Raw genomic sequence first — 23,920 nt, forward strand, 5'->3', positions numbered from 1 at the left:
GGACCGTGAAACGACTCCACGCCGATGATAGTGCGGATTGCCCGTGTGAAAGTAGGTAATCGTCAGGCTCCCCAGCAGCAAGCACAAACCCCACCTGACCCGGTGGGGTTTTTGCGTTTACGCGCTTCAACTGCGATCTTCAGTTTTGTGTGTCAAAGGTCGAAAACGAGGCCGCAAAAAAGCACCGCCATATTCTCCACTGCCTCGCAACGTATAGCCAGCGCACCATTTCCATCTGCCGACACGTCAGCCCTCGCTAAACGCGTCGCCCTAATCAGTCGAGCCTGAACAACCCGGTGAGCCTTATATGGCAAGGCTTTGAGGCCGAAATGGTGTTGTGGGAATTGCAGAGACCTGGCATATTGATGCGTGAATCCTGCAAATCCTGACGAGGTGCAGATGGGTCCGAAGACGCCTGTGACGGAACAAGATTTCTTCCGGCAACCGCTGCGAGAACAGATCAACCTGAAGCATCCGCTGGTGCGTCTGACTGATCTGATCGACTGGGAGCGGCTGGACGCATCGATGAGCGAGAGCTTCGTGTCGCACAAGGGGCGGCCGGCAACGTCACCGCGCCTGATTGCCGGGCTGTGTTGTATCTGCAGCACGCGTTCGACCTGTCCGACGAAGAGGTGGTCTGGCAATGGGTGGAGAACCCGTATTGGCAGGTGTTCACCGGCGAAACCTATTTGCAAACCGAACCGCCGATCGACCCGTCGAGCCTGACGCGTTGGCGCAAGCAACTGGGCGAGGCAGGCATTGAGGAACTGCTGGCGGAAACGATTGAGGCCGCCAAACGTGCCGGCGTGATCAAGGCGTCGAGCGTGAAGCGCGTGATCGTTGACACCACGGTCATGGAGAAAGCGATTGCCCATCCGACCGACTCACGATTGCTTGAAGGGTGTCGCGAACACCTCGTGAAGGCCGCGGCGCGGCACGGACTGAAGCTCAGGCAGAACTACAACCGCGAAGCACCACCGCTTGCATTGCAGATTGGCCGCTACGCGCACGCGAAGCAGTTCAAACGAATGAGAAAGGCACTGCGCACGCTGCGCTCCCGGGTTGGTCGCGTCATGCGTGACGTGGAGCGACAGGCCGGCCAGGTGGGCGACAGCGGTCATGCGGCACTGCTGGAGCTGGTTGCCCGCACGAAGCGCATCCTGTCGCAAAAGCCGAAGGACAAGAACAAGCTCTATGCTCTCCACGCGCCGGAAGTTGAGTGTCTGGCCAAGGGACAGGCACGCATTCCTTACGAGTTCGGTGTGAAAGTGTCGATCACGACGACACACAAGGAAGGGCTGGTGGTCGGCATGCGCTCGATGCCGGGCAATCCGTACGACGGGCATACACTGGCTGAAGCGCTGGAACAGGCAGCGATCCTGAGTGACACGAAGCCCGAGGTGGTAATCGTGGATCGTGGTTACAAGGGTGTCGCCGTCGACGGCGTGAAGATCTACCACCCGGGTTTGCGGCGTGGCATCACACGCACACTACGCGCGCGATGATCAGGCGGCGCAGCGCAATCGAACCAGCCATCGGCCACATGAAAACAGACGGAAAACTCGATCGGAACTGGCTCAAAGGCGCGCTCGGCGATGCGATGCACGCGGTGCTGTGCGGCGCAGGTCACAACCTGCGGATGATCCTGAGGAAGCTGCGGCTTCTTTGCGTCTTCGTTCTCGCCGCTGTGATCAACCGCCGGATTGCCGTCGACGTGATCGTGTGACGCCGGCGGAGCGACAAACGAATTGTTCAGGGCCGACTAATCAGCTAATGCCAAGCTCTGGCGCCGTATGAGTACACAACTCAAGCGGCGACGCATCGCACTCTGCCTTAGGTCACACTGACTACCACTACTTTTCCTCTCCGAGGAACCGTTGCGCCAGACGGACCCAATACGTCGAGCCGATCGGCAATAACTCGTCGTTAAAGTCATAGCTCGCGTTATGCAGCATACAGGGGCCCGCGCCATGTCCCGAGTCCCGGTGGCCGCCATCGCCGTTACCCAGAAATGCGTAACACCCCGGCTTTGCCAGCAGCATGAAAGAAAAGTCCTCGGCGCCCATTGTCGGTTCAACTGCGTCGTCGACATTTTCCGCTCCGACAATCTCCTTCATGACCATCGCAGCAAAACGGGCCTCCTCGCCACTGTTGACAGTCGGGGGATAGTTTCGGTGAAAGTGGATCGTGACAGAGCAATCGTAGGCTTCGGCGGTACTCTCCGCGATTTTGCGCATGCGTGCTTCGATCAGATCGAGCGTTTCGGTGGTAAATGTTCGCACCGTCCCTGCAATCCAGGCATCGTTCGGGACGACATTGACCGCGTCGCCCGTGTGAATCTGGGTGATCGACAGCACCGCGGTATCAAGCGGTTTCTTGTTCCGCGTGATGATGCTCTGCAGTCCGTTCGCAATCTGCACCGCCGTGAAGACGGGATCGCGGCCATTGTGCGGTAGGGCCGCGTGCGAGCCCACACCTTTGATTTCAATGCGAAATTCGTTGCTCGAGGCCATGATCGGACCTTCGGTCACGCCGAAGTGGCCTGCCGGCATGCCCGGCCAGTTATGAATGCCGAACACCGCATCTACTGGAAACTTCACGAACAGGCCGTCGTCGATCATCGCCTGCGCACCGGCGCCGCCTTCTTCGGCCGGCTGGAAAATGAACACGATCGTGCCGTCGAACTCACCGTGCTTAACCAGATGCCGCGCCGCGCCGAGAAGCATCGCGGTATGTCCATCATGGCCGCATGCGTGCATTTTTCCGTCGTTTTTCGACCGGTGGTCGAAGCTGTTCAGCTCCTGAATCGGCAACGCGTCCATGTCGGCCCGCAGGCCAATGGAACGCAAGCTATTGCCGCGCTTCAGTATGCCGACTACGCCGGTTTTGCCTAAACCACGATGAGTTTCAATACCCCAGGACTCCAGGGTCCTGGCAACGAGATCTGCCGTCGCCGTCTCTTCATAACGCAGTTCCGGATTGGCGTGGATCGTTCGTCGAAGAGTCTGAATTTCGCCGTGAGCGGCCTGGATTTCGGGGATCAGTTTCATGATGGAGTGATGTTGCGCTTGTGCTTTGACTGGCGTGGGATTGCTCGGGGCCAAATCGGCCCGGGCACGGTGATAATCGATTCTACGCCGAAGGCAATTTTGGCGGCACCATCCAGGCTAACCGCCAATGGACGTAATAAAATCCCGCACTACCCACTGCTTACTGCTCCCCCGACGGACTGCCGATGAACGCCCCGACTGAATTCGCCCGCGCCGTGTGCCCGCACGATTGCCCTGATACCTGCGCGATGCGTGTGACCGTCGAGAATGGCCGCGCGATCAAGGTTGTCGGCGACCCCGAGCATCCGCCAACACAAGGTGCGCTGTGTACAAAGGTCAGCCGCTATGCGGAGCGTGTGTACCATCCGCGGCGGTTGACTACGCCGATGAAGCGCGTCGGCCGCAAAGGCGAGGGCCGCTTCGAACCGATTACCTGGGACGAAGCGTTCGAACTCGCTGCCACCCACCTGTCGGAGATTGCACGCCGCGCGCCTGAGGCGACCCTGCCATACAGCTACGCCGGCACAATGGGCCTGGTTCAAGGCGACAGCATCGCGCAACGCTTCTTTCACAAGCTCGGCGCATCGCAACTGGACCGCACGATCTGCGCGGCGGCCGGCGCGGCAGGCTTGAAATACACGTATGGCGCGGGCATCGGCATGCACACCGGGTTTTTCGCCGAGAGCGAGGTGATCCTGATCTGGGGGGCGAATCCCATCGCGTCGAGTTTGCATTTCTGGACGCGCGCCCAGGAAGCCAAGCGTCGCGGCGCGCGTCTGATCGCAATCGATCCGTACCGCTCGCTGACGGCCGAAAAATGCCACCAGCACATTGCACTGAAGCCCGGCACCGATGGCGCTTTAGCGCTCGGCATGATGAATGTGCTGGTCACGGAAAATCTGCTCGATCACGCCTACATTGCGGCTCATACGTTGGGTTTCGCTGAGCTGAAGGCGCGTGCGCTCAGCTATCCGCCGTCGCGGGTCAGCGAGATTTGCGGTATTGAAGAGCAGGTGATCGTCGATCTTGCGCGACTTTACGGCAGCACGAAGAAGGCCGCGATTCGCATGAACTATGGTTTGCAACGGGTGCGCGGCGGCGGTAATGCCGTGCGCGCGATCGCTTGCCTGCCGTCGCTGACAGGCGCATGGCGCGAGAGAGCGGGCGGTGCGCTGCTGTCATCGGGTGGATGGGCTCCGGTCGACTCGCATGCGCTGCAGCGTCCCGACCTGATGCCGGGTTGGCCGGCCAAGGCAAGCCGCGTCATCAATATGAACGCGATCGGCGATGCACTTCTGCATCCGGGCGACGCCGCGTTCGGCCCCAAGATCGAAGCAATCGTCGTCTACAACTCGAATCCCGTTGCCGTCGCGCCGGACTCCGAGCGAGTCGCGGCGGGGTTTGCGCGTGAAGACCTGTTCACCATCGTCCTCGAGCATTTTCAAACCGACACAGCGGACTACGCCGATCTGCTTTTGCCCGCTACGACGCAGCTCGAACATCTCGACGTGCACAAGTCGTACGGGCACACGCACGTGATGCTCAACTTGCCGGCAATCGACCCGGTCGGCGACGCACGTCCGAACACGGAGATATTCCGCGGGCTCGCACGCCAGATGGGATTCGACGAGCCGGCGCTGTTCGAAAGCGACGAAACCGTCGCTCAAGCCGCGTTCCACTGGCAAGACACGACGCTCGAAGGTGTGGACTGGGAGACACTGAAGAAAACCGGCTGGGCGAAACTGAATCTGCCCGACGCGCCTTTCGCCGACGGCGGCTTCCGGACACCGTCTGGCAAATGCGAGTTCTACAGCGAGCGCCTCGCGCAACAAGGCCGCGATCCGTTGCCGGACTATCTGCCGCCCCACGAATCGGCTGATGGCGCGCCCGAACTCGCCGCCCGCTACCCGCTCGCGATGATTTCGCCGCCCGCCCGCAACTTCCTGAACAGCACCTTCGTGAACATCGAAAGTTTGCGCGCGACGGAAGGTGAGCCGCACCTGGACATACACCCTGCGGACGCTCACGCACGAGACATCATCGACGGCGCTCAGGTGCGCATCTTCAACGATCGGGGCTCGATGCAGGCGCGCGCCCGCGTCACCGACAAAGCACGCGCAGGGCTCGTCGTCGGTCTGTCGATCTGGTGGAAGAAGCTCGCGCCGGACGGTCGCAATGCGAACCAGGTGACTAGCCAGGCGCTCACCGATCTGGGCGGATCGGCCACTTTCTACGACTGCCTCGTCGAAGTCGAGCGCGCCTGAAACACGCTAAAAACCCCCGCAGCGCTCGCTCCTCGCAGGTTCGAGGCTGCAGTCTAACCCAGCCGCTTTTCGCAAATAGCAACGATGCGCCCATGCTACGATGCGCGTTTAGCACGACCATTCGAAAATAAATCAGGAGACGCTGCATGGACAAAATCTGGCTGAAATCTTATCCGCCCGGCGTTCCCGCAGAGATAGACGCGACCCGTTATTCGTCGATTGCCGACCTGCTCGAAGAAGCCTTTCGCGAACATCGCGCCAAGCCGGCGTTTGTCTGCATGGGCAAGGAGATCAGCTACGACGAGCTCGACGCGCTTTCGCGCAAGCTGGCTGCGTGGTTTCAGTCGAAGGGCCTTGTCCGCGGCGCGCGCATCGCGATCATGATGCCGAACGTGCTGCAATATCCGGTGGCGATCGCCGCGATCCTGCGCGCGGGCTACGTGGTCGTGAACGTGAATCCGCTTTACACGCCGCGCGAACTCGAACATCAACTGAAGGACAGCGGCGCGGAAGCGATCATCCTGCTGGAAAACTTCGCGGTGACGCTGCAGGCCATCGTGCGCAACACCGCGATCGAGCATGTCGTCGTTGCGGCGATGGGTGATCTGATGGGAATCAAGGGCCCGCTGGTCAACTTCGTCGTGCGCAAGATGAAGAAGATGGTGCCGGCGTGGGATCTGCCGGGTCACGTCAAATTCAACGCCGCGATCTCGGAAGGCGGCCGCCAGAGTTTCAAGCCGGTTCAGCAAAGTCCGGACGACGTCGCTTTTCTCCAGTACACGGGCGGAACGACCGGCGTGGCCAAGGGCGCGACGCTGCTGCATCGGAACCTGATCGCCAACGTCTTGCAGTCGGAAGTCTGGCTCAATCCGGTTCGCGCGAACCGCGCGGACATCGATCAGTTCATCACGGTCGTTGCGCTGCCGCTTTATCACGTGTTTGCGCTGACCGTGTGCGGGCTGCTGACGATCCGCACCGGCGGCCTCGGCGTGCTGATTCCGAATCCGCGCGACATTCCCGGCATGATCAAGTCGCTGGAAGGTTATGCGATCACGACGATCCCCGCAGTCAACACGCTGTATAACGCGATGTTGAACAGCCCGGACTTCCACAAACTCAACTTCTCGAAGCTGCTTACCGCGAACGGCGGCGGGATGGCGGTGCAGGAGGCCGTTGCAAAACGCTGGTACGAGCTGACGCACACGCCGATCGTCGAAGGCTACGGGCTGTCGGAGACGTCGCCGTGCGTGACCTGCAATCCGGTCACTGTCACCGAATACAGTGGGACGATCGGTCTGCCGCTGCCGTCCACGGAAGTGTCGATTCGGGACGACGATGGCAACGAAGTGCCGCTCGGTCAGCCGGGAGAAATCTGCATTCGTGGTCCGCAGGTGATGGCGGGCTACTGGAACCGGCCGGACGAAACCGCCAAGGTGATGACGCCTGACGGCTACTTCAAATCGGGCGACGTCGGCTTGATGAACGAAGGCGGCTTCGTCAAGATTGTCGACCGCAAGAAGGACATGATTCTGGTGTCCGGCTTCAACGTCTATCCGAACGAAATCGAAGACGTGGTCGCCAGGTTGCCGGGCGTGTTCGAAGTCGCCGCGGTCGGCGTGCCGGACCAGCATTCGGGCGAGGCGGTGAAGCTGTTCGTCGTGAAGAAGGACCAGGCGCTAACCGACGCCGACATCTTCGCGTACTGCAAAACGCAATTGACCGGCTATAAGCGGCCCAAGATCGTCGAATTTCGCACGGAGCTGCCGAAGAGCAACGTCGGCAAGATCCTGCGCCGCGAGCTGCGCGATGGGCGGGTTTGAGCGCATTAAGCTCCTGATGCCGCACGAAGTCGGTACGAAGTAACGCATAGAAAAAAGAGAAAAGCCCGGCAGACGAAAGTCTGCCGGGCTTTTCTCTTTACGCTGATCGCCAGGGCTATGCAATAAATCACAACCAGCCAGACGAACCGCGCAGCCCGCCATAAAAAAAGGCGCCCGAAGGCGCCTTTGAGGCAAACTGCGTTTTTACGACTTATTAGAACTTGTGGCGGATGCCGACGCGAGCCGCGACCTGGTTGCTGGTCGTCGAACCCGTCAGGCCGTTGATGCCTGCCGTTGCGTTGACCGTAGCGCCCGCCTGGTTGAGCGTTTGGCCCAGAGCGTGCTGGTACACGCCGATCACGTAGACGTCGGTACGCTTGGACAGGAAGTAGTCCACACCGAGCGAGCCCTGGTGGTACTGAGCGCGCGATGCGCCGTTGATTTCCGCGCCGCGCGTGTAGTCATACGCTGCGCCGACCAGCAATGCCGGGGTCAACTGGTACTTGAAGTTGATTTCGCCGTTGTTGAACGTAGCCGATTGCCCGGTGAACGGCGACGCGAACGTTTTGCCCAGGTTGGCGAAGCGGATGTTCGAGTACGTCAAGCCGACCGTTGCCGCGCCGAACGTGTACGAACCGCCCGCACCGACCACCTGGTACGTGTTAGCCGACGTGAAGCCACCGTAGATCGGGTTCGTCACAGCAGCAGCAGGCGCTGCAATCGTACCGCCGTTGTTGAACAGGCCGCCCGAAGCTGCCGGCGTACGTGCGTTCAGGTAGCCAACGCCCAACGCCAGAGGACCGTTGTTGTAGCCAGCGCCCAACGACCAGATCTGGTTGCCCGTGAAGTTGCCTGCCTGGCCGCCGAGGCTGTACGTGCCGCCGAACGTGAGGCCGCTGTAGTTCGCGCTCGTGAACTTGACCGTGTTGTTGGTGCGGTACGCGTTGTTGAAGTTGTCGATGTCGCCCGGGTGAGCAGCGATGTAGCCGCCCCACTGGTCGCCGGCTTCAAACGGACCGACGTAGTCGACCACGGAATCGTACTGACGACCCAGCGTGACCGTGCCGAACTGGCTCGACAGGCCGACGTAAGCTTGACGGCCGAACATCAGGCCGCCTTGACCCAGCTTGCCGTTCGTCACGTCAAAGCCGTTTTCCAACACGAACAGGGCCTTCAGACCGCCACCCAGATCTTCCGTGCCGCGCAGGCCGAAACGCGAGCCTTGCATGACGCCACTGCTCATGGCGTACTGCTGGTAGCCGCCGGGGGTTTTGCTGCCGGCGCCGGCGTTGTTGTTAAAGGTGATACCTACGTCAATGATGCCGTACAGGGTCACGCTGCTCTGAGCATGTGCGACGCCTGCGAACGCGCCCAATGCTGCGAGAGCGAGAAGCGACTTTTTCATCGAATGATCTCCAAGGATTACGAATCTTTTGTACAAGGCGAATATTTATCTAGCGTTGAGGCCTTGCTTGTCCAACTTCGCGAGAAGTTGCCACGTAATGTAACAAAAGGCATACATGGCACAAAGAAAAAGGAGGTGGCCAGGAAGGCTCCTGTTTCGTTTACGCAACATGGTCTAGAATCAAAAATTGGCCGCCCAATTCATGCGGATTAAAGGTCGCGGTACAGCTGGTTTTTCCCCGCAAAACCTTGTCGGGCGTACCTGCCGGATCGATGAAGCGGTTACCGAATCAGGGAGTACTTAATGTTTCTGGACGAGTTGATTAGCGAGTTTGATAGGGGTTTACGCTCAATGACCGGGGTGTCGCGGATGAGTCGTCCGCTGCCCGTGCCGCAAGAATCGGCGGTCATGGCGCAGGCGCCCGAACTCTCACCGGCGGAGCGTGCGCACGCGGCCGGCTTGATGCGCGTAAACCACGTCGGCGAGGTATGCGCGCAGGCGCTTTACCAGGCTCAGAAACTCTCGACCCGATCGCCAACGTTACGCGCGCTGTTCAATCACGCCGCCGTCGAGGAAGAAGATCACCTCGCGTGGACCGCCAAACGGCTCGCAGCACTCGACTCGCGTCCCAGTCTGTTGAACCCGCTTTGGTACACCGGCGCGCTGGCGATCGGCCTCGCGGCGGGGCGCATGGGCGACCGCGTCAGCCTCGGCTTCATGGCCGAAACCGAGCGCCAGGTGGAGCAGCATCTCGACAGCCACCTGGACCAGTTGCCGGCCGCCGATCACGAGTCGCGCGCGATCGTCGAGCAGATGCGCGTGGATGAAGTGGAGCACGGCAAAGCCGCCACGGACGCTGGCGGCATCGAGTTGCCGTTCCCCGCGCGTGCGCTGATGCGCGCGGTGTCGAAAGTCATGACCCGGACCGCCTATTACATATAAAGTCGAGACCGCCGCCGACACGTTTCTGAAGTGGGACGGCGCCTCGCGCGCCGTCTGCCGGAAGTCCCCGAATCGCTCGCCAACATCTCTTAATTCTCCGCTGCGATCTCTTTCATTCCGCGCTGTTCCCTCGGACTTTTCACGTATCACCTTCACAAGTTGCACTAGCTCATTCATTTATAACGGTTTTCCGTTTTATGTCTGACGTGAAGTAGTCGCGCTAAGTCCTTGTTCTAACAAACAAAATTCGCCCGAAAAGCGGCCATCTCCCTTGACCCCTGTTTATCGTTCCTCTAAAGTGGGAGACAGTGTGAGGAAGTGTATTTTTGTGTGATCTCACGAGCAGTTTGGGGTAGATTTTCACGACTCGGGCAGCCGGCGCAAAAAGCGCCGCATGAGGGAGAGCGAAGTGTTCCAAGGGGCGTCGGCGCTGACGCTCGATGCGAAAGGGCGGATGTCGATTCCCTCTCGTTATCGGGATGCGCTGCAAACACAGGCAGAGGGCCGGGTGACGATCACCAAGCACCCGGACGGCTGCCTGTTGCTGTTTCCGCGCCCGGAGTGGGAAGTCTTCCGCGAGAAGGTCGGCAATCTGCCGATGAACGCCACGTGGTGGCGCCGCATTTTTCTCGGTAATGCAATGGATGTCGATATGGACGGCGCGGGCCGCGTGCTTGTGTCGCCGGAACTGCGCATGGCTGGCGCGCTGGAAAAAGAAGTGACCTTGCTCGGCATGGGCCGTCACTTCGAGTTATGGGATGCACAAACCTACGCCGCGAAGGAACAGGCGGCGATCGCCGAGGGCATGCCCGAAGCGTTGAAGAATTTCACGTTCTGATCGCGGCTTACATATATGGCACCTGCGATGGGAAACGAATTGCAGCATCGCACGGTGCTGCTGGAAGAAGCGGTCGACGCGCTGGTCACCCGCGCGGACGGCGTGTATGTGGACGGCACCTTTGGCCGCGGTGGTCATAGCCGTCTGGTGCTGGAGAGGCTCGGCGAGTCGGGGCGTCTGATCGCGTTCGACAAGGACCCGCTGGCCATTGCCACGGCGCAGCAGATCACGGATCCGCGCTTTGGCATCGTGCACGAGAGTTTTGCTTCACTGCGCACCGCGATTGCGGAGCGCGGGGTAGGGCGGGTGTCGGGCGTTTTACTGGATCTGGGCGTGTCGTCGCCGCAAGTCGACGATCCGGAACGGGGCTTCAGCTTCCGCGCCGACGGCCCGCTCGACATGCGGATGGACCCGACGCGCGGCGAGTCCGCTGCTGACTGGCTGGCTCGGGCCACGGTGCAGGAACTGACGGAGGTGATACGAGATTATGGGGAAGAACGGTTTGCTTTTCAGATTGCAAAGGCGCTTGTTGCTCGCCGGGCAGAGTCCGACCGTCTTGGGCCTCTCGTCAGCACGGGCGAGCTTGCCCAAATCGTGGCTAACGTCGTCAAAACCCGTGAGAAGGGCAAGGATCCGGCAACCCGCACCTTTCAAGCTATACGGATTCACATCAATCAAGAGCTTGCGGAGCTGCAAGTCGTTTTAGAAGCAGCGTTGTCGCTGCTGGAGCAAGGGGGGCGGCTGGTGGTCATCAGCTTTCATTCGCTCGAGGACCGGATCGTCAAGCGATTCATGCAGGCGCACGCCAGTACGCCTGCGGTCGATCGCCGCCTGCCGATTCGCGCAGTCGATCTGCCGAGCCCTCCGCTCAAAATCATCGGCCGCGTGTTCGCAAGCGACGCTGAAGTCGCCGCGAACCCGCGCGCCCGTTCTGCCGTGATGCGTGTGGCGGAGCGGATCGCACCATGAATCGCCTCAACATCTTCCTGCTGATTATCGTGATGGGTTGCGCCTTGTCGGTGGTCAACGCGACCAATCAGCAGCGTCAGATCTTCATCCAGTTGCAGCGCGCCCAATCGCAGGAGCGCCAGCTGCAGCAGGACTATTCGCAGCTTCAATATCAGCAGAGCGCGCTGTCGAAAACGTCGCGCATCGAGCAGCTCGCCACCGCCTCGCTGAAGATGCAGTCGGTCACGACCGGCCGCACGCAATACCTGACGCTCGATCCGGGCGCGGCGAAGGCTGAGGACGCGCCGATTCCGACGTCCGGTCCGGCGCTGGCGTCGGCACCGGCGGCGACCCGTCGTGGAGGCGTGCGATGAAAAAATCGTCGGCTCGCAAGAGCGTCGCTTTTTCGGCCAATCCGATCCTGTCGGTACGCTTGCCGATGTGGCGCTCGAAACTCGTCGTGTTCCTGCTGTTCATGGCGTTCGTCGCGCTGGCTGCGCGCGCGTTCTGGATTCAGGGTCCGGGCAACGCGTTCTATCTGAAGCAGGGTGAAATCCGCTATCAGCGCCGGCTCGAGTTGCCGGCCACGCGCGGCAAGATTCTCGACCGCAACGGTCTCGTGCTCGCCACGAGCCTGCCGGTGCGCGCGATCTGGGCGATTCCCGAATCGGTGCCGGACGACCTGGGCGCGGACAAGCTGAATTCGCTTGGGCAATTGCTCGGCATGACCAGCAAGGAACTGCGCGCCAAGCTGTCGGAAGACAAGACCTTCGTCTATGTGAAGCGCCAGGTGCCGGTCGACGTCGCCGCAAAAGTCACCGCGCTGGACATCCCCGGCATTTATGCGCGCGACGAGTACAAGCGTTTCTATCCGGAAGGCGAGATCACGGCTCACCTGATCGGCTTCACGAACGTGGAGGACGAAGGCCAGGAAGGCGTCGAACTCGGCGACCAGAAGCTGCTGGCCGGCATGTCGGGCAGCCGCCGCGTGATCAAGGACCGGCTGGGCCACATCATCGAGGACGTGGACGAGCAGGTCGTGCCGCACAACGGCCAGGACGTCGATCTGTCGATCGACAGCAAGATCCAGTACATCGCGTACACGAACCTGAAAGCGGCCGTCGAAAAATTCAGGGCGAAGGCCGGCGCGGCAATGGTGATCGACGTGCGGACCGGCGAAGTGCTGGCGCTCGTCAATTACCCGACGTACAACCCGAACGACCGCTCGCACCTGACCGGCGACCAGTTGCGCAATCGCATCCTGACCGACACCTTCGAGCCGGGCTCGATCATGAAGCCGTTCACGGTGTCGCTCGCGCTCGATCTGCACCGCGTCACGCCGACTACACTGGTAGATACGGGAGGGGGTCGCTTTGTGCTCGACGGCGCGCCGATTACCGACGACAGCGGCTTCGGCGTGCTGACGGTGGGCGGCGTGATCCAGAAGTCGAGCAACATCGGCGCGACGAAGATCGCGATGCAGCTCAGGCCCGAAGAGATGTGGAACATGTACACCAGCATCGGTCTCGGCCAGGCGCCGAAGGTCGGTTTCCCCGGCGCGGCGGCGGGCCGTCTGCGTCCGTGGAAGAGCTGGCGCCGCATCGAGCAGGCGACCATGTCATACGGTTACGGCCTGTCGGTGTCGCTGTTCCAGTTGGGCCGCGCGTACACCGCGATCGCGCATGACGGCGAGATCATGCCGGTGTCGATTTTCCGCTCGCCTGGCGATCAGCCGGCTACCGGCCCGCAGATTTTCTCGCCGACCACCGCGCGCGAAGTGCGCACGATGCTCGAAACCGTCACGGCGCCGGGCGGCACGTCGCCGGATGCGGCCGTGCCGGGCTATCGCGTCGGCGGCAAGAGCGGCACTGCGTACAAGCACGGCCCGCACGGTTACGACCATTCCAAATATCGCGCGTCGTTCGTCGGCATGGCGCCGATGCCGAATCCGCGCATCGTCGTGGCCGTGTCGGTCGACGAACCGACCGCGGGCAGCCACTTCGGCGGCCAGGTGTCGGGCCCGGTGTTTTCGGGCATCGTCGGCGATACGCTGCGCTCGCTGAATGTGCCGCCGGATATGCCGGTCAAGCAGATGGTCGTGTCGGACGACTCGGCGCCGCCCGCGCCCAGCACGCCGGCGGCGGCCAGGAAACTTTCCACCAGCGCCGGCGCGAAGAAGATGACGATTTCCGCCAGCGCGAAAAGCCACCCCGGAGTTGTGCGATGAGCGCGCTGCGTAACAGGCATCCAGCGCACCGGCAGATCGCCGACGCCCTCAGCTGGCTGCACGCCCGCGTGCAGCCAGGCGCGCATCTGCACGCCGACACGCGCTCGCTCGCGGCCGGCGACGCGTTCTTCGCGTACGCGGTGGACGGCGCGGACAACCGCCCGTTCATCGACGGCGCGATCGAACGTGGCGCGGCCGCGGTGCTGGTTCAGCCCGAAGGTTTCAGCGGCGCGCTCGATCCGTCCATCACGCTCGCCGTACCGGCGTTGAACGAACTCGCCGGTTCGATCGCGAGCGGCTGGTATCGCGATCCGAGCGACGCGATGCTGACAGTCGGCATCACCGGCACGAACGGCAAGACCTCGTGCAGCCAGTGGATCGCTGTGGCGCTGACCTCGCTCGGCACGCGTTGCGCGATCGTCGGCACGCTCGGCACCGGTCTGCCGGGTCAACTCGTGCATACCGGCTTCACGACGCCCGACGCTCCGCAACTGCAACGCAGCCTCGCGCAGTTGCACGACACGGGTGCGCAGGCGGTGGCGATGGAAGTGTCGTCGCATGCGCTGCATCAGGGGCGCGTGAACGGCACTGCGTTCGACATCGCCGTGTTCACGAACCTCACGCAAGACCACCTCGACTATCACGGCACGTTCGAAGCCTATGAGGTGGCCAAGGCGCGTCTGTTCGAGTGGCCGGACCTGCGCGCGGCCGTGATCAATCGCGACGATGCCGTCGGCCGGCGCATCCTCGCCAGCACGCGCGGCCATGCGCGCACTATCGCATACGGTCTCGACGCAACGTTGCTGGACGCGCCGCAAGCGGACGCCTGGCTGCTCGCGTCGAACGTGCGCGCGACGGCCACCGGCACCGCGTTCCATCTGAGCACCTCGGATTGGGGCGATGCCGAAGTCGAAGTGCAAACGCTCGGCGCGTTCAACGTCAGCAATCTGCTCGGCGTGCTCGGCGCATTGCTCGCAGCCAACGTGCCGTTCGACGCCGCGCTCGCCGAACTCGCGAAGCTCGAGCCGGTGAACGGCCGCATGCAGCGCCTGGGCGGCCGCCTGCAAAACGACGAGCCGCTCGTTGTAATCGATTACGCGCACACGCCGGATGCGCTCGAAAAGACGCTCGAAGCGCTGCGCCCGATGGCGGCTGCGCGCGGCGGCGAACTGATCTGCATGTTCGGCTGCGGCGGCGACCGCGACGCCACCAAGCGTCCGCTGATGGGCGCGATCGCCGAGAAGCTCGCCGACGGCGTCGTCGTGACCAGCGACAACCCGCGCAGCGAAGACCCGCAATCGATCATCGAGCAGATCGCCGCGGGCATGCAGGACGCGGCGAAGGCGCGCCGCATCGAGGACCGCGCGAGCGCGATCCTGCAAGCGATTCGCAGCGCCGCGCGCGAAGACGTCATCGTGCTGGCCGGTAAGGGGCACGAAGCAACCCAAGAAATCATGGGCAAGAAACGCGCTTTCTCCGACCAGGACCACGCCCGTCTCGCGCTCGCCGCCCGGGCGACGCACGCACGCGGAGGTGGCGAATGAGCATGTTCACGCTGCGTGACGCCGCCGCGCTGATCCCCGGCGCGACCGTGCTCGGCGACGACAGCGTCGCGTTCGAACGCGTGTCGACCGATAGCCGCAGCGCCGGGCCCGGCGATCTGTTCGTCGCGATCAAGGGCGAGCGTTTCGACGCGCACGACTTCCTGCCGGAAGTCGCCGCGCGCAATGTCACGGCCGCGCTCGTCACGCGCACGCCGGATCGCTGGAACGTGCCCGCGATCCGCGTGGCCGATACGCGAATTGCGCTGGGCGCGCTCGCACGCGGCTGGCGCCGCCGGTTCAGCATGCCGCTCGTCGCGGTGACGGGCAGCAACGGCAAGACCACGGTCAAGGAAATGATCGCGTCAATCTTCGCCGCCGCAGTCGGTGCGCACGCGCGTCTCGCGACCGCGGGCAACTTCAACAACGACATCGGCTTGCCGCTCACGCTGTTCCGTCTGCACGCCGCGCATCAACTGGCGGTGGTCGAGCTCGGCATGAACCATCCGGGCGAAACCTCGTTGCTGGCGAAAATCGCCGAGCCGACGGTGGCCGTGGTGAACAACGCGCAGCGTGAGCATCAGGAATTCATGGCGACTGTCGAAGCGGTCGCGCTCGAACACGCGAGCGTGATTCATGCGCTGTCTCCCGAAGGCGTCGCCGTGTTCCCCGCCGACGACGCGTACGCGAGCATCTGGCGCGTGGCGGCAACGGGCAACCGCATCGTCGATTTCGCCCTGAACAACGATGGCCGCACCAAGGAAGCCGCGGTAACCGGCACGTTCATCGGCAATCAGCTCGGCATCGACACGCCTGAAGGCCATCTCGACGTCACGCTGCAAGTGCTCGGCAATCACAACGCGCACAACGCGCTGGCCGCGACGTCGGCCGCTTTGGCAGCCGGCGTTTCGCTCGACGCGATCAAGCGCGGCCTCGAATCGTTCGGTGCGGTGAAAGGCCGCTTGCAGGTAAAGCATGCCGTACGCGGCACGCTCGCCGGTGCCACCGTGATCGACGACACCTACAACGCCAATCCCGACTCGATGCGCGCCGCGATCGACGTGCTCGCATCGTGCGCATCGCTGCGCGTGCTGGTGATGGGCGACATGGGCGAAGTCGGCGACAACGGTCCGGCGTTTCACCGCGAAATCGGTGCGTACGCGAAAGAGCGCGGCATCGACGCGCTGTACGCGATGGGCGACGCATCCCGCGACGCCTGCACCGCGTACGGGGCCGGCGCGCATCACGTGGCCGATCTCGGCACGTTGATCGCGCAATTGCAGCAGGCCGGTTTCGGCGCTGCCGCAACGCTTCTCGTGAAAGGCTCACGCTTCATGCAAATGGAGCGCGTGGTGGACGCCTTAACGAGTCCACAACCCAACGCAGCGGGCACGACGCCCGCCGCACATTTGAAATAGAAGGACCGAAGCATGCTACTGGCGCTGGCGCAATGGCTGCAGAATGACGCAAGCTTCTTGCGCGTGTTCAGTTATCTGACTTTCCGTGCGGTGATGGCGACCATCACCGCGCTGCTGATCGGGCTCGTCTGCGGCCCGGCGGTGATTCGCAAGCTGACCGCGATGAAGGTCGGCCAGGCCGTCCGCAAAGACGGTCCGCAAACTCACCTCGTCAAATCCGGCACGCCGACCATGGGCGGTGTGCTGATTCTGCTCGGCATCGCCGTGGCGACGCTATTGTGGGCCGACCTCACCAACCGCTTCATCTGGATCGTGATGCTCGTCACGTTCGGTTTCGGCGTGATCGGCTGGGTCGACGATTACCGCAAGGTGGTCTACAAGGATCCGCGCGGCATGTCGTCACGCGAAAAGTATTTCTGGCAATCGGTGATCGGCCTGTTCGCAGCGGTGTATCTGGCGTTCAGCGTGTCGGAAGCGAGCAACGTGCGCGTGTTCGACCTGTTCATGGCGTGGGTGCGCAGCGGCTTGTCGATGGGCTTGCCGGCGCGCGCCGACCTGATGCTGCCGTTCGTCAAGTCGATCAGCTATCCGCTCGGCGTGTGGGGCTTCATCGTGCTGACGTATCTGGTGATCGTCGGCGCGAGCAACGCGGTCAATCTCACCGACGGCCTCGACGGTCTCGTGATCATGCCGGTCGTGCTGGTCGGCGGGTCGCTCGGCGTGTTCGCATACGTGATGGGCAGCTCGGTCTACTCGAAGTACCTGCTGTTTCCGCATATCGCCGGCGCGGGCGAATTGCTGATCTTCTGTTCGGCGATGGGCGGCGCGGGGCTCGCGTTCCTCTGGTTCAACACGCACCCGGCGCAGATGTTCATGGGCGACGTCGGCGCGCTCGCGCTCGGCGGCGCGCTCGGCACGGTCGCGGTGATCGTGCGTCAGGAAATCGTGCTCTTCATCATGGGCGGCATTTTCGTCGCGGAGACCCTCTCCGTGATGTTGCAGGTCACGTGGTTCAAATTCACCAAGCGCCGTTTCGGCGAAGGGCGGCGTCTCTTCAAGATGGCGCCGCTGCATCACCATTTCGAATTGTCGGGTTGGAAGGAAACGCAGGTGGTCGTGCGCTTCTGGATCATCACGTTGATGTTGTGTCTGTTCGGTTTGTCCACGCTCAAATTGCGTTAAGCAGGTATTAGAGGAAGCAGGCGATGTTCGGCGAGAAGTTTCGGGATCGGCAAAAGCCGATGGTGCTCGTGCTGGGACTGGGTGAATCCGGTCTCGCGATGGCGCGCTGGTGCGCGCGGCACGGCTGTCGGCTGCGTGTGGCCGACACGCGCGAAGTGCCGCCGAATCTGTCCGCGCTGGAAGCGCACGGCGTCGGCGCCGATTTCGTCGGCGGCCCGTTCTCGCCGGTGTTGCTCGAAGGAGTCGAGCTGGTCGCGATCAGCCCGGGTTTGTCGCCGCTTGCCGCCGACCTGCTGCCGCTGATTTCGGCGGCGCGCGAGCGAGGCGTCCCCGTGTGGGGCGAACTCGAGTTCTTTTCGCAGGCGCTGAAGACGCTCGGCGAAAGCGGCTACGCGCCGAAGGTGATCGCCATCACCGGCACCAACGGCAAGACCACGACGACGAGCCTGACCGGCCTGCTGTGCGAACGCGCCGGCAAGAAGGTCGCGGTGGCGGGCAATATCAGCCCGGCTTTGCTCGACAAGCTCAGCGAAGCGATCGACCACACCGCGCTGCCCGACGTGTGGGTGCTCGAACTGTCGAGCTTCCAGCTCGAAACCGCGCACTCGTTTTCGCCGGACGCGGCGGTCGTGCTGAACATCACGCAGGATCACCTCGACTGGCACGGCGGTCTCGATGCGTACGCGGCTGCGAAGGGTCGCATCTTCGGTACACAGACCGTGCGCGTGCTGAACCGCGACGACTCACGGGTGATGTCGCTCGCGCCGTTGGGGGAGAGCGACGCGGACATGATCACGTTCGGCGTAACCGAGCCGAAGAACGACGGCGACTATGGTTTGCTGCGTGATAACGGCATGGTCTGGCTGGTCCAGGCGTACGATTGCGACGCTAGCGACGAACCGGTGCCGAAGCGCCGTCGCAAGAACGAAGTGGCGACACCGCCGAACATCGCGCTCAAGCGCCTGATGCCGGCGGACGCATTGCGCATTCGCGGTCTGCACAACGCTGCGAACGCCCTGGCCGCGTACGCGCTGGCGCGCGCGATCGGTCTGCCGGGTGCGCCGCTGCTGCACGGTCTGCGTGAATACCATGGCGAGCCGCATCGCGTGGAGCTGATCGCGTCGATCGACGGCATCGACTATGTGGACGACAGCAAGGGCACCAATGTCGGCGCGACGGTTGCCGCGCTCGACGGCCTCGCGCAGCGCGCGGTGCTGATCGCCGGCGGCGACGGCAAGGGCCAGGATTTCGAACCGCTGGCCGCGCCGGTGACGCGCTGGTGTCGCGCCGTGATGCTGATCGGCCGTGACGCGCCGCTGATTCGCGCGGCGCTGGAACACAGCGGCATCGCGCTGACGGATCACACCACGCTCGAAGAAGCGACGTGCGCGGCCACCGCGCTGGCTCAACCGGGCGACGCCGTGTTGTTGTCGCCGGCTTGCGCGAGCTTCGACATGTTCAAGGGTTACGCACACCGTGCCGCCGTGTTTCGCAGCACGGTGGAAGACATCGCTGCCGAACGGGGGACGATGATATGAGCTGGTCGGAACGTTTCGGTTCGCGCCAGGCGGCAGCCGGCGATGCGGGCGGCGCGGCGCGCGTCGCCGGCCGTACGGGCGGCAGCGGGCTCGCGAGCGCCGTCAACGGCGTGCGTCCGTTGCGCTCGCGGATGCTCGACTACGATCACTCGCTATTGTGGGTCGTCGTCGCGCTGCTGGGGCTCGGCGTCGTGATGGTGTACTCGGCGTCGATCGCGATGCCCGATTCGCCGAAGTACGCGTCGTATCGCGACTACGCGTTCCTCGTGCGCCAGATCATTTTCGTGACGATGGGCGCGGTGGTCGGCGTCGTGTCGTTTCGCATTCCGATCTCGACGTGGGACAAGTACGCGCCGAAACTCTTCCTGATTTCGCTCGTCGCGCTGGTGATCGTGCTGATCCCGCACGTCGGCAAGGGCGTGAACGGCGCGCGCCGCTGGATTCCGCTCGGCATCACGAACATGCAGCCGTCGGAAATCATGAAGCTCGCGGTGACGATCTACGCGGCGAACTACACCGTGCGCAAGCAGGAATACATGCACAGCTTCGCCAAAGGCTTTTTGCCGATGGCGGTCGCGGTCGGCCTCGTCGGCGCACTGCTGCTGCTCGAACCGGACATGGGCGCGTTCATGGTGATCGCGGCGATCGCGATGGGCTTGCTGTTTCTCGGCGGCGTGAACGGCAAGCTGTTCGGTGGCCTGGTCGCCACCGCGGTCGGCACGTTCAGCTTGCTGGTGTGGGCGTCGCCGTGGCGTCGCGAGCGGATTTTCGCGTACCTCGATCCGTGGGACGACCGCTATGCGCAGGGCAAGGCTTATCAATTGACGCATTCGCTGATCGCATTTGGCCGCGGCGAGTGGTTCGGCGTGGGCCTCGGCGGGAGCGTCGAGAAGCTCAACTATCTGCCGGAAGCGCATACCGACTTCATCCTCGCGGTGATCGGCGAGGAACTGGGTTTCGTCGGCGTGCTGGTCGTGATCCTGATGTTCTACTGGATCGTGCGCCGCTCGTTCGAAATCGGCCGTCAGGCGCTCGCACTCGACCGCACGTTCGCGGGTCTGGTCGCGAAGGGCGTCGGCATCTGGTTCGGCGCGCAGACCTTCATCAACATGGGCGTGAACCTCGGCCTGCTGCCGACTAAAGGTCTTACGCTGCCGCTCGTCAGCTACGGCGGCTCGGGCATCTTGCTGAACTGCGTTGCAGTCGCTGTGTTGATGCGGGTGGATTACGAGAATCGGGTGCTGATGCGCGGGGGCAAAGTATGACCGCTCTCCAGCAACGCACGCTGATGGTGATGGCCGGCGGCACCGGGGGACACGTGTTCCCGGGGCTCGCGGTCGCTCATCTGATGCAGGCGTGGGGCTGGAAAGTCGTCTGGCTCGGCAACCCCGCCGGCATGGAAGCCACGCTGGTGCCGAAGCACGGCATCCCGATGGAATACGTGCGCTTCGGCGGACTGCGCGGCAAAGGCCTGAAGACCAAGCTGATGCTGCCGCTGAATCTGCTGCGCGCGTGCACGCAGAGTCTGAGCGTGCTGCGTCGCGTGAAGCCGGACGTCGTGCTCGGCATGGGCGGCTACATCACCTTTCCGGCGGGCTTGATGACTGCGTTGAGCGGCCGTCCGCTGGTACTGCATGAACAGAATTCGATCGCGGGTCTTGCCAACAAGGTGCTCGCGAAAGTCGCCAAACGCGTGCTGGTTGCGTTCCCGAATGCGCTGCCGCACGGCGAATGGACCGGCAACCCGATTCGTGAGGAACTTGCGCGCGCGATTGCACCCAAAGCACGCTACACGCAACGCAGCGGTCCGCTGAACGTGCTGGTGGTGGGCGGCAGTCTCGGCGCGGCGGCCTTGAATGAAGTGGTGCCGCGCGCGGTTGCGCTGCTCGCGCCGAACGAGCGGCCGCGCATCGTCCATCAGGCAGGCGCGAAGCATATTGAGGCGCTGCGCGAGAACTACGCGGCAGCGGGTCTGCAAACGGGCGATGGTGAGCAACCCGAAGTAGAACTCGTGCCGTTCATCGACGACATGACCAGCGCATACGCAAAAGCCGATCTGGTGATTTGCCGCTCGGGCGCGATGACGGTGTCGGAGATTTCGGCGGTTGGCGTGGCGGCGTTGTTCGTACCGTTCCCGTATGCAGTAGACGATCACCAAACCACTAATGCAGCGTTCCTCGCCGACAACGGCGCGGCGCTGGTCGTGCAGCAACGTGACCTGTCGGCGGAAAAACTCGCCGACTGGTTGCGCAGCCAGACGCGGGAAAGTCTCGCGGAGATGGCGGAGCGTTCGCGCTCGCTCGCGAAACCCGACGCCACGGAACAGGTCGCACAGATTTGCGCGACCGTGGCGGGTTCGATTTCGGGCGCGAGCCCAGAAGGAAAGCAATGAAACATATCGTCAAACATATTCACTTTGTCGGCATCGGCGGTGTCGGCATGAGCGGCATCGCCGAGGTGCTGGTCAACCTGGGCTATCAGGTAAGCGGCTCGGATCTGTCGAGCAACGCGGTCACGGACCGCCTCGCCGCGCTGGGTGCGCGCATCGCGATCGGTCATGCGGCGGAGAACATCGAAGGCGCGAACGCGGTGGTCGTCTCGACCGCGGTGCGCAGCGACAACCCGGAAGTGCTGGCCGCGCGTCATCGCCGCATTCCGATCGTGCCGCGCGCGGTGATGCTCGCGGAACTGATGCGCCTGAAGCAGGGCATCGCGATTGCCGGCACGCACGGCAAGACCACGACCACCTCGCTGGTGGCGAGCGTGCTGGCCGCGGGCGGACTCGATCCGACCTTCGTGATCGGCGGCCGTCTGATCAGCGCGGGCGCGAATGCGCGGCTCGGCACGGGCGACTTCATCGTCGCCGAAGCGGATGAGTCGGACGCGTCGTTCCTCAATCTGTTCCCGGTGATCGAAGTCATCACGAACATCGACGCCGATCACATGGACACCTACGGCCACGACTTCGCGCGGCTCAAGCAGGCGTTCATCGAATTCACGCACCGTCTGCCGTTCTATGGCATTGCGGTGCTGTGCGTCGACGATCCGAACGTGAAGGAGATTCTGCCGTTCGTGTCGAAGCCGATCATCCGCTACGGCTTCGCGCCGGACGCGCAGGTGCGCGCGGTCAATGTCGAGGCGCGCAGCGGCAAGATGCATTTCACCGCGATGCGTGAAGACGCGGCGCCGCTCGACGTCGTGCTGAACCTGCCGGGCGAGCACAACGTACAAAATGCTTTGGCCGCAATCGCAATTGCGACTGAACTTGAAGTGAAAGATGCCGATATTCAGCGAGCACTCGCGGATTTCAACGGCGTGGGCCGGCGCTTCCAGCGCTACGGCGAAGTGCCTGTCTTCACTGAAGGCAAAGCCACGGGCACGTACACGCTGGTCGATGACTACGGCCATCACCCGGTCGAAATGGCGGCCACGGTGGCGGCGGCGCGTGGCGCATTCCCCGGCCGGCGTCTGGTGCTGGCGTTCCAGCCGCACCGCTTCACGCGCACGCGCGATTGCTTCGAAGATTTCGTGAAAGTGTTGTCGACGGTCGACGCGCTCGTGCTGACCGAAGTCTACTCGGCCGGCGAAGCGCCGATCGTCGCCGCGGACGGCCGCGCGTTGGCGCGTGCGCTGCGGGTGGCGGGCAAGGTCGAGCCGGTGTTTGTCGATACGGTGGATGAAGTGCCGGACGCGCTCTCAGCAGTGGTGCGCGACGGCGATGTGGTGATTACGATGGGCGCGGGTTCGATCGGCGGTGTGCCGGGTCGCCTCGCGCAGGAAACGAAGGTGTGAGATGAGCAGTATCGACCCTAAACAATTCGGCAAAGTGGCAGTGCTGCTCGGTGGTGATTCCGCCGAGCGCGAGGTATCGCTCAACTCCGGGCGTCTGGTGTTGCAAGGTCTGCGCGACGCCGGTGTCGACGCGCATCCGTTCGACCCGGCCGAGCGTCCGCTCGCCGCGTTGAAGGAGGAGGGCTTCGTGCGCGCGTTCAACGCGCTGCATGGCGGCTACGGCGAGAACGGCCAGATCCAGGGCGCGCTCGACTTCTACGGCATCCGCTACACGGGGAGCGGCGTGCTCGGCTCGGCACTCGGTCTCGACAAGTTTCGCACCAAGCTCGTGTGGCAGCAGCTCGGCATTCCGACGCCGCCGTTCGAAGCCGTGCTGCGCGGCGACGACTACGCAGCGCGCGCGAAAGACATTGTCGCGAAGCTCGGCTTGCCGCTCTTCGTGAAGCCGGCGAGCGAAGGTTCGAGCGTCGCGGTGATCAAGGTGAAAAGCGCGGACGCATTGCCGGCCGCGCTGATCGAAGCGGTCAAGTACGACAGGATCGTCGTGGTCGAAAAGAGCATCGAAGGCGGCGGCGAATACACCGCGTGCATCGCCGGCAATCTGGACCTGCCGGTGATCCGTATCGTGCCGGCCGGCGAGTTCTACGACTACCACGCGAAGTACATCGCCAACGACACGCAGTACCTGATCCCGTGTGGTCTCGCAGCGCAAGAGGAAGCGCGCCTGAAAGTGCTGGCGCGCCGCGCGTTCGACGTGCTCGGCTGCACCGACTGGGGCCGCGCCGATTTCATGCTCGACGCCGAAGGCAACCCGTACTTTCTGGAAGTGAACACGGCGCCTGGCATGACCGATCACTCGCTGCCGCCGAAAGCGGCGCGCGCGGTGGGCATCAGCTATCAGGAACTGGTTGTCGGCGTGTTGGCGCTGACGCTGCAGGACTAACCGGGACGACCC

17 protein-coding genes and 1 pseudogene are annotated in these 23,920 nt (G+C 63.1%); 16 read left to right on the forward strand and 2 right to left on the reverse strand.

The window, feature by feature from the left end; all coding sequences use genetic code 11:
* Positions 1 to 399 precede the first annotated feature (399 nt).
* Positions 400 to 1,726 (forward strand): annotated as a pseudogene (locus HV744_RS07865) (IS5 family transposase).
* A 127-nt stretch (positions 1,727 to 1,853) separates the two neighbouring features.
* Here HV744_RS07865 and HV744_RS07870 read toward each other — a convergent pair.
* The gene (locus HV744_RS07870) at positions 1,854 to 3,050 is read right to left on the reverse strand and encodes a M20 aminoacylase family protein (RefSeq protein WP_175148973.1); all 1,197 of its coding nucleotides are present in this window, start codon (positions 3,048 to 3,050) and stop codon (positions 1,854 to 1,856) included.
* Between the two features lie 185 nt (positions 3,051 to 3,235).
* On the opposite strand from HV744_RS07870, the gene HV744_RS07875 reads away from it, so the two are divergent.
* Both HV744_RS07875 and HV744_RS07880 read left to right on the forward strand, forming a co-directional pair.
* A complete protein-coding gene (locus HV744_RS07875) occupies positions 3,236 to 5,314 on the forward strand; it encodes a molybdopterin-containing oxidoreductase family protein (protein WP_175148974.1) in 2,079 nt (692 codons plus the stop codon).
* A 146-nt stretch (positions 5,315 to 5,460) separates the two neighbouring features.
* On the forward strand, positions 5,461 to 7,134 hold the full coding sequence (locus HV744_RS07880; protein ID WP_175148975.1) for a long-chain fatty acid--CoA ligase: 1,674 nt from the start codon (positions 5,461 to 5,463) through the stop codon (positions 7,132 to 7,134).
* A 214-nt stretch (positions 7,135 to 7,348) separates the two neighbouring features.
* Here the strand turns inward: HV744_RS07880 and HV744_RS07885 are convergent, their stop codons facing one another.
* A complete protein-coding gene (locus HV744_RS07885) occupies positions 7,349 to 8,539 on the reverse strand; it encodes a porin (RefSeq protein WP_175148976.1) in 1,191 nt (396 codons plus the stop codon).
* Between the two features lie 303 nt (positions 8,540 to 8,842).
* Here HV744_RS07885 and coq7 point away from each other — a divergent pair, with 303 nt between their 5' ends.
* The 13 genes from coq7 to HV744_RS07950 all read left to right on the forward strand — a co-directional run bounded on the left by coq7 (position 8,843) and on the right by HV744_RS07950 (position 23,908).
* The gene (gene coq7, locus HV744_RS07890) at positions 8,843 to 9,481 is read left to right on the forward strand and encodes a 2-polyprenyl-3-methyl-6-methoxy-1,4-benzoquinone monooxygenase (protein ID WP_175148977.1); all 639 of its coding nucleotides are present in this window, start codon (positions 8,843 to 8,845) and stop codon (positions 9,479 to 9,481) included.
* A 409-nt stretch (positions 9,482 to 9,890) separates the two neighbouring features.
* Positions 9,891 to 10,319 (forward strand): division/cell wall cluster transcriptional repressor MraZ, encoded by a 429-nt coding sequence (gene mraZ / locus HV744_RS07895; RefSeq protein ID WP_149673462.1) that lies wholly within the window; start codon positions 9,891 to 9,893, stop codon positions 10,317 to 10,319.
* Between the two features lie 15 nt (positions 10,320 to 10,334).
* Complete coding sequence (gene rsmH / locus HV744_RS07900) at positions 10,335 to 11,288, forward strand: 16S rRNA (cytosine(1402)-N(4))-methyltransferase RsmH (protein ID WP_175148978.1); 954 nt, start codon at positions 10,335 to 10,337, stop codon at positions 11,286 to 11,288.
* Positions 11,285 to 11,641, forward strand: a complete 357-nt coding sequence (gene ftsL / locus HV744_RS07905; protein ID WP_175148979.1) for a cell division protein FtsL — start codon at positions 11,285 to 11,287, stop codon at positions 11,639 to 11,641. The genes rsmH and ftsL overlap by 4 nt, the downstream gene beginning before the upstream one ends.
* Complete coding sequence (locus tag HV744_RS07910; RefSeq protein WP_175148980.1) at positions 11,638 to 13,494, forward strand: peptidoglycan D,D-transpeptidase FtsI family protein; 1,857 nt, start codon at positions 11,638 to 11,640, stop codon at positions 13,492 to 13,494. Before ftsL ends, HV744_RS07910 begins: the two co-directional genes overlap by 4 nt.
* A complete protein-coding gene (locus tag HV744_RS07915; RefSeq protein WP_175148981.1) occupies positions 13,491 to 15,038 on the forward strand; it encodes a UDP-N-acetylmuramoyl-L-alanyl-D-glutamate--2,6-diaminopimelate ligase in 1,548 nt (515 codons plus the stop codon). The genes HV744_RS07910 and HV744_RS07915 overlap by 4 nt, the downstream gene beginning before the upstream one ends.
* On the forward strand, positions 15,035 to 16,453 hold the full coding sequence (locus HV744_RS07920) for a UDP-N-acetylmuramoyl-tripeptide--D-alanyl-D-alanine ligase (RefSeq protein WP_175148982.1): 1,419 nt from the start codon (positions 15,035 to 15,037) through the stop codon (positions 16,451 to 16,453). The genes HV744_RS07915 and HV744_RS07920 overlap by 4 nt, the downstream gene beginning before the upstream one ends.
* Before the next feature lie 12 nt (positions 16,454 to 16,465).
* Positions 16,466 to 17,635: a phospho-N-acetylmuramoyl-pentapeptide-transferase gene (gene mraY / locus HV744_RS07925; RefSeq protein WP_149673456.1), complete on the forward strand. Its 1,170-nt coding sequence runs from the start codon at positions 16,466 to 16,468 to the stop codon at positions 17,633 to 17,635.
* A 23-nt stretch (positions 17,636 to 17,658) separates the two neighbouring features.
* Entirely contained in the window at positions 17,659 to 19,173 is a 1,515-nt protein-coding gene (gene murD / locus HV744_RS07930; protein ID WP_175148983.1) for a UDP-N-acetylmuramoyl-L-alanine--D-glutamate ligase, read from the forward strand.
* A complete protein-coding gene (gene ftsW / locus HV744_RS07935) occupies positions 19,170 to 20,438 on the forward strand; it encodes a putative lipid II flippase FtsW (RefSeq protein WP_175148984.1) in 1,269 nt (422 codons plus the stop codon). The genes murD and ftsW overlap by 4 nt, the downstream gene beginning before the upstream one ends.
* The gene (gene murG, locus HV744_RS07940) at positions 20,435 to 21,565 is read left to right on the forward strand and encodes an undecaprenyldiphospho-muramoylpentapeptide beta-N-acetylglucosaminyltransferase (protein WP_175148985.1); all 1,131 of its coding nucleotides are present in this window, start codon (positions 20,435 to 20,437) and stop codon (positions 21,563 to 21,565) included. The genes ftsW and murG overlap by 4 nt, the downstream gene beginning before the upstream one ends.
* Positions 21,562 to 22,965, forward strand: coding sequence for a UDP-N-acetylmuramate--L-alanine ligase (gene murC, locus HV744_RS07945; protein WP_175148986.1), 1,404 nt, complete (start codon positions 21,562 to 21,564; stop codon positions 22,963 to 22,965). The genes murG and murC overlap by 4 nt, the downstream gene beginning before the upstream one ends.
* Before the next feature lies 1 nt (position 22,966).
* Complete coding sequence (locus HV744_RS07950; RefSeq protein ID WP_175148987.1) at positions 22,967 to 23,908, forward strand: D-alanine--D-alanine ligase; 942 nt, start codon at positions 22,967 to 22,969, stop codon at positions 23,906 to 23,908.
* The last annotated feature ends 12 nt before the right edge of the window (positions 23,909 to 23,920 follow it).

The organism is Paraburkholderia ultramafica (genome assembly GCF_902859915.1).
Classification (GTDB): domain Bacteria; phylum Pseudomonadota; class Gammaproteobacteria; order Burkholderiales; family Burkholderiaceae; genus Paraburkholderia; species Paraburkholderia ultramafica.

Excerpts from the sequence above, each read along its gene's own strand:
- murG (WP_175148985.1), top strand. The coding sequence starts at position 20,435 with ATGACCGCTCTCCAGCAACGCACGCTGATGGTGATGGCCGGCGGCACC.
- HV744_RS07870 (WP_175148973.1), bottom strand. The coding sequence starts at position 3,050 with ATGAAACTGATCCCCGAAATCCAGGCCGCTCACGGCGAAATTCAGACT.
- HV744_RS07875 (WP_175148974.1), top strand. The coding sequence starts at position 3,236 with ATGAACGCCCCGACTGAATTCGCCCGCGCCGTGTGCCCGCACGATTGC.
- ftsL (WP_175148979.1), top strand. The coding sequence starts at position 11,285 with ATGAATCGCCTCAACATCTTCCTGCTGATTATCGTGATGGGTTGCGCC.
- rsmH (WP_175148978.1), top strand. The coding sequence starts at position 10,335 with ATGGCACCTGCGATGGGAAACGAATTGCAGCATCGCACGGTGCTGCTG.
- HV744_RS07885 (WP_175148976.1), bottom strand. The coding sequence starts at position 8,539 with ATGAAAAAGTCGCTTCTCGCTCTCGCAGCATTGGGCGCGTTCGCAGGC.
- mraY (WP_149673456.1), top strand. The coding sequence starts at position 16,466 with ATGCTACTGGCGCTGGCGCAATGGCTGCAGAATGACGCAAGCTTCTTG.
- HV744_RS07880 (WP_175148975.1), top strand. The coding sequence starts at position 5,461 with ATGGACAAAATCTGGCTGAAATCTTATCCGCCCGGCGTTCCCGCAGAG.
- HV744_RS07915 (WP_175148981.1), top strand. The coding sequence starts at position 13,491 with ATGAGCGCGCTGCGTAACAGGCATCCAGCGCACCGGCAGATCGCCGAC.
- ftsW (WP_175148984.1), top strand. The coding sequence starts at position 19,170 with ATGAGCTGGTCGGAACGTTTCGGTTCGCGCCAGGCGGCAGCCGGCGAT.
- HV744_RS07920 (WP_175148982.1), top strand. The coding sequence starts at position 15,035 with ATGAGCATGTTCACGCTGCGTGACGCCGCCGCGCTGATCCCCGGCGCG.
- coq7 (WP_175148977.1), top strand. The coding sequence starts at position 8,843 with ATGTTTCTGGACGAGTTGATTAGCGAGTTTGATAGGGGTTTACGCTCA.
- murD (WP_175148983.1), top strand. The coding sequence starts at position 17,659 with ATGTTCGGCGAGAAGTTTCGGGATCGGCAAAAGCCGATGGTGCTCGTG.
- murC (WP_175148986.1), top strand. The coding sequence starts at position 21,562 with ATGAAACATATCGTCAAACATATTCACTTTGTCGGCATCGGCGGTGTC.
- HV744_RS07950 (WP_175148987.1), top strand. The coding sequence starts at position 22,967 with ATGAGCAGTATCGACCCTAAACAATTCGGCAAAGTGGCAGTGCTGCTC.
- HV744_RS07910 (WP_175148980.1), top strand. The coding sequence starts at position 11,638 with ATGAAAAAATCGTCGGCTCGCAAGAGCGTCGCTTTTTCGGCCAATCCG.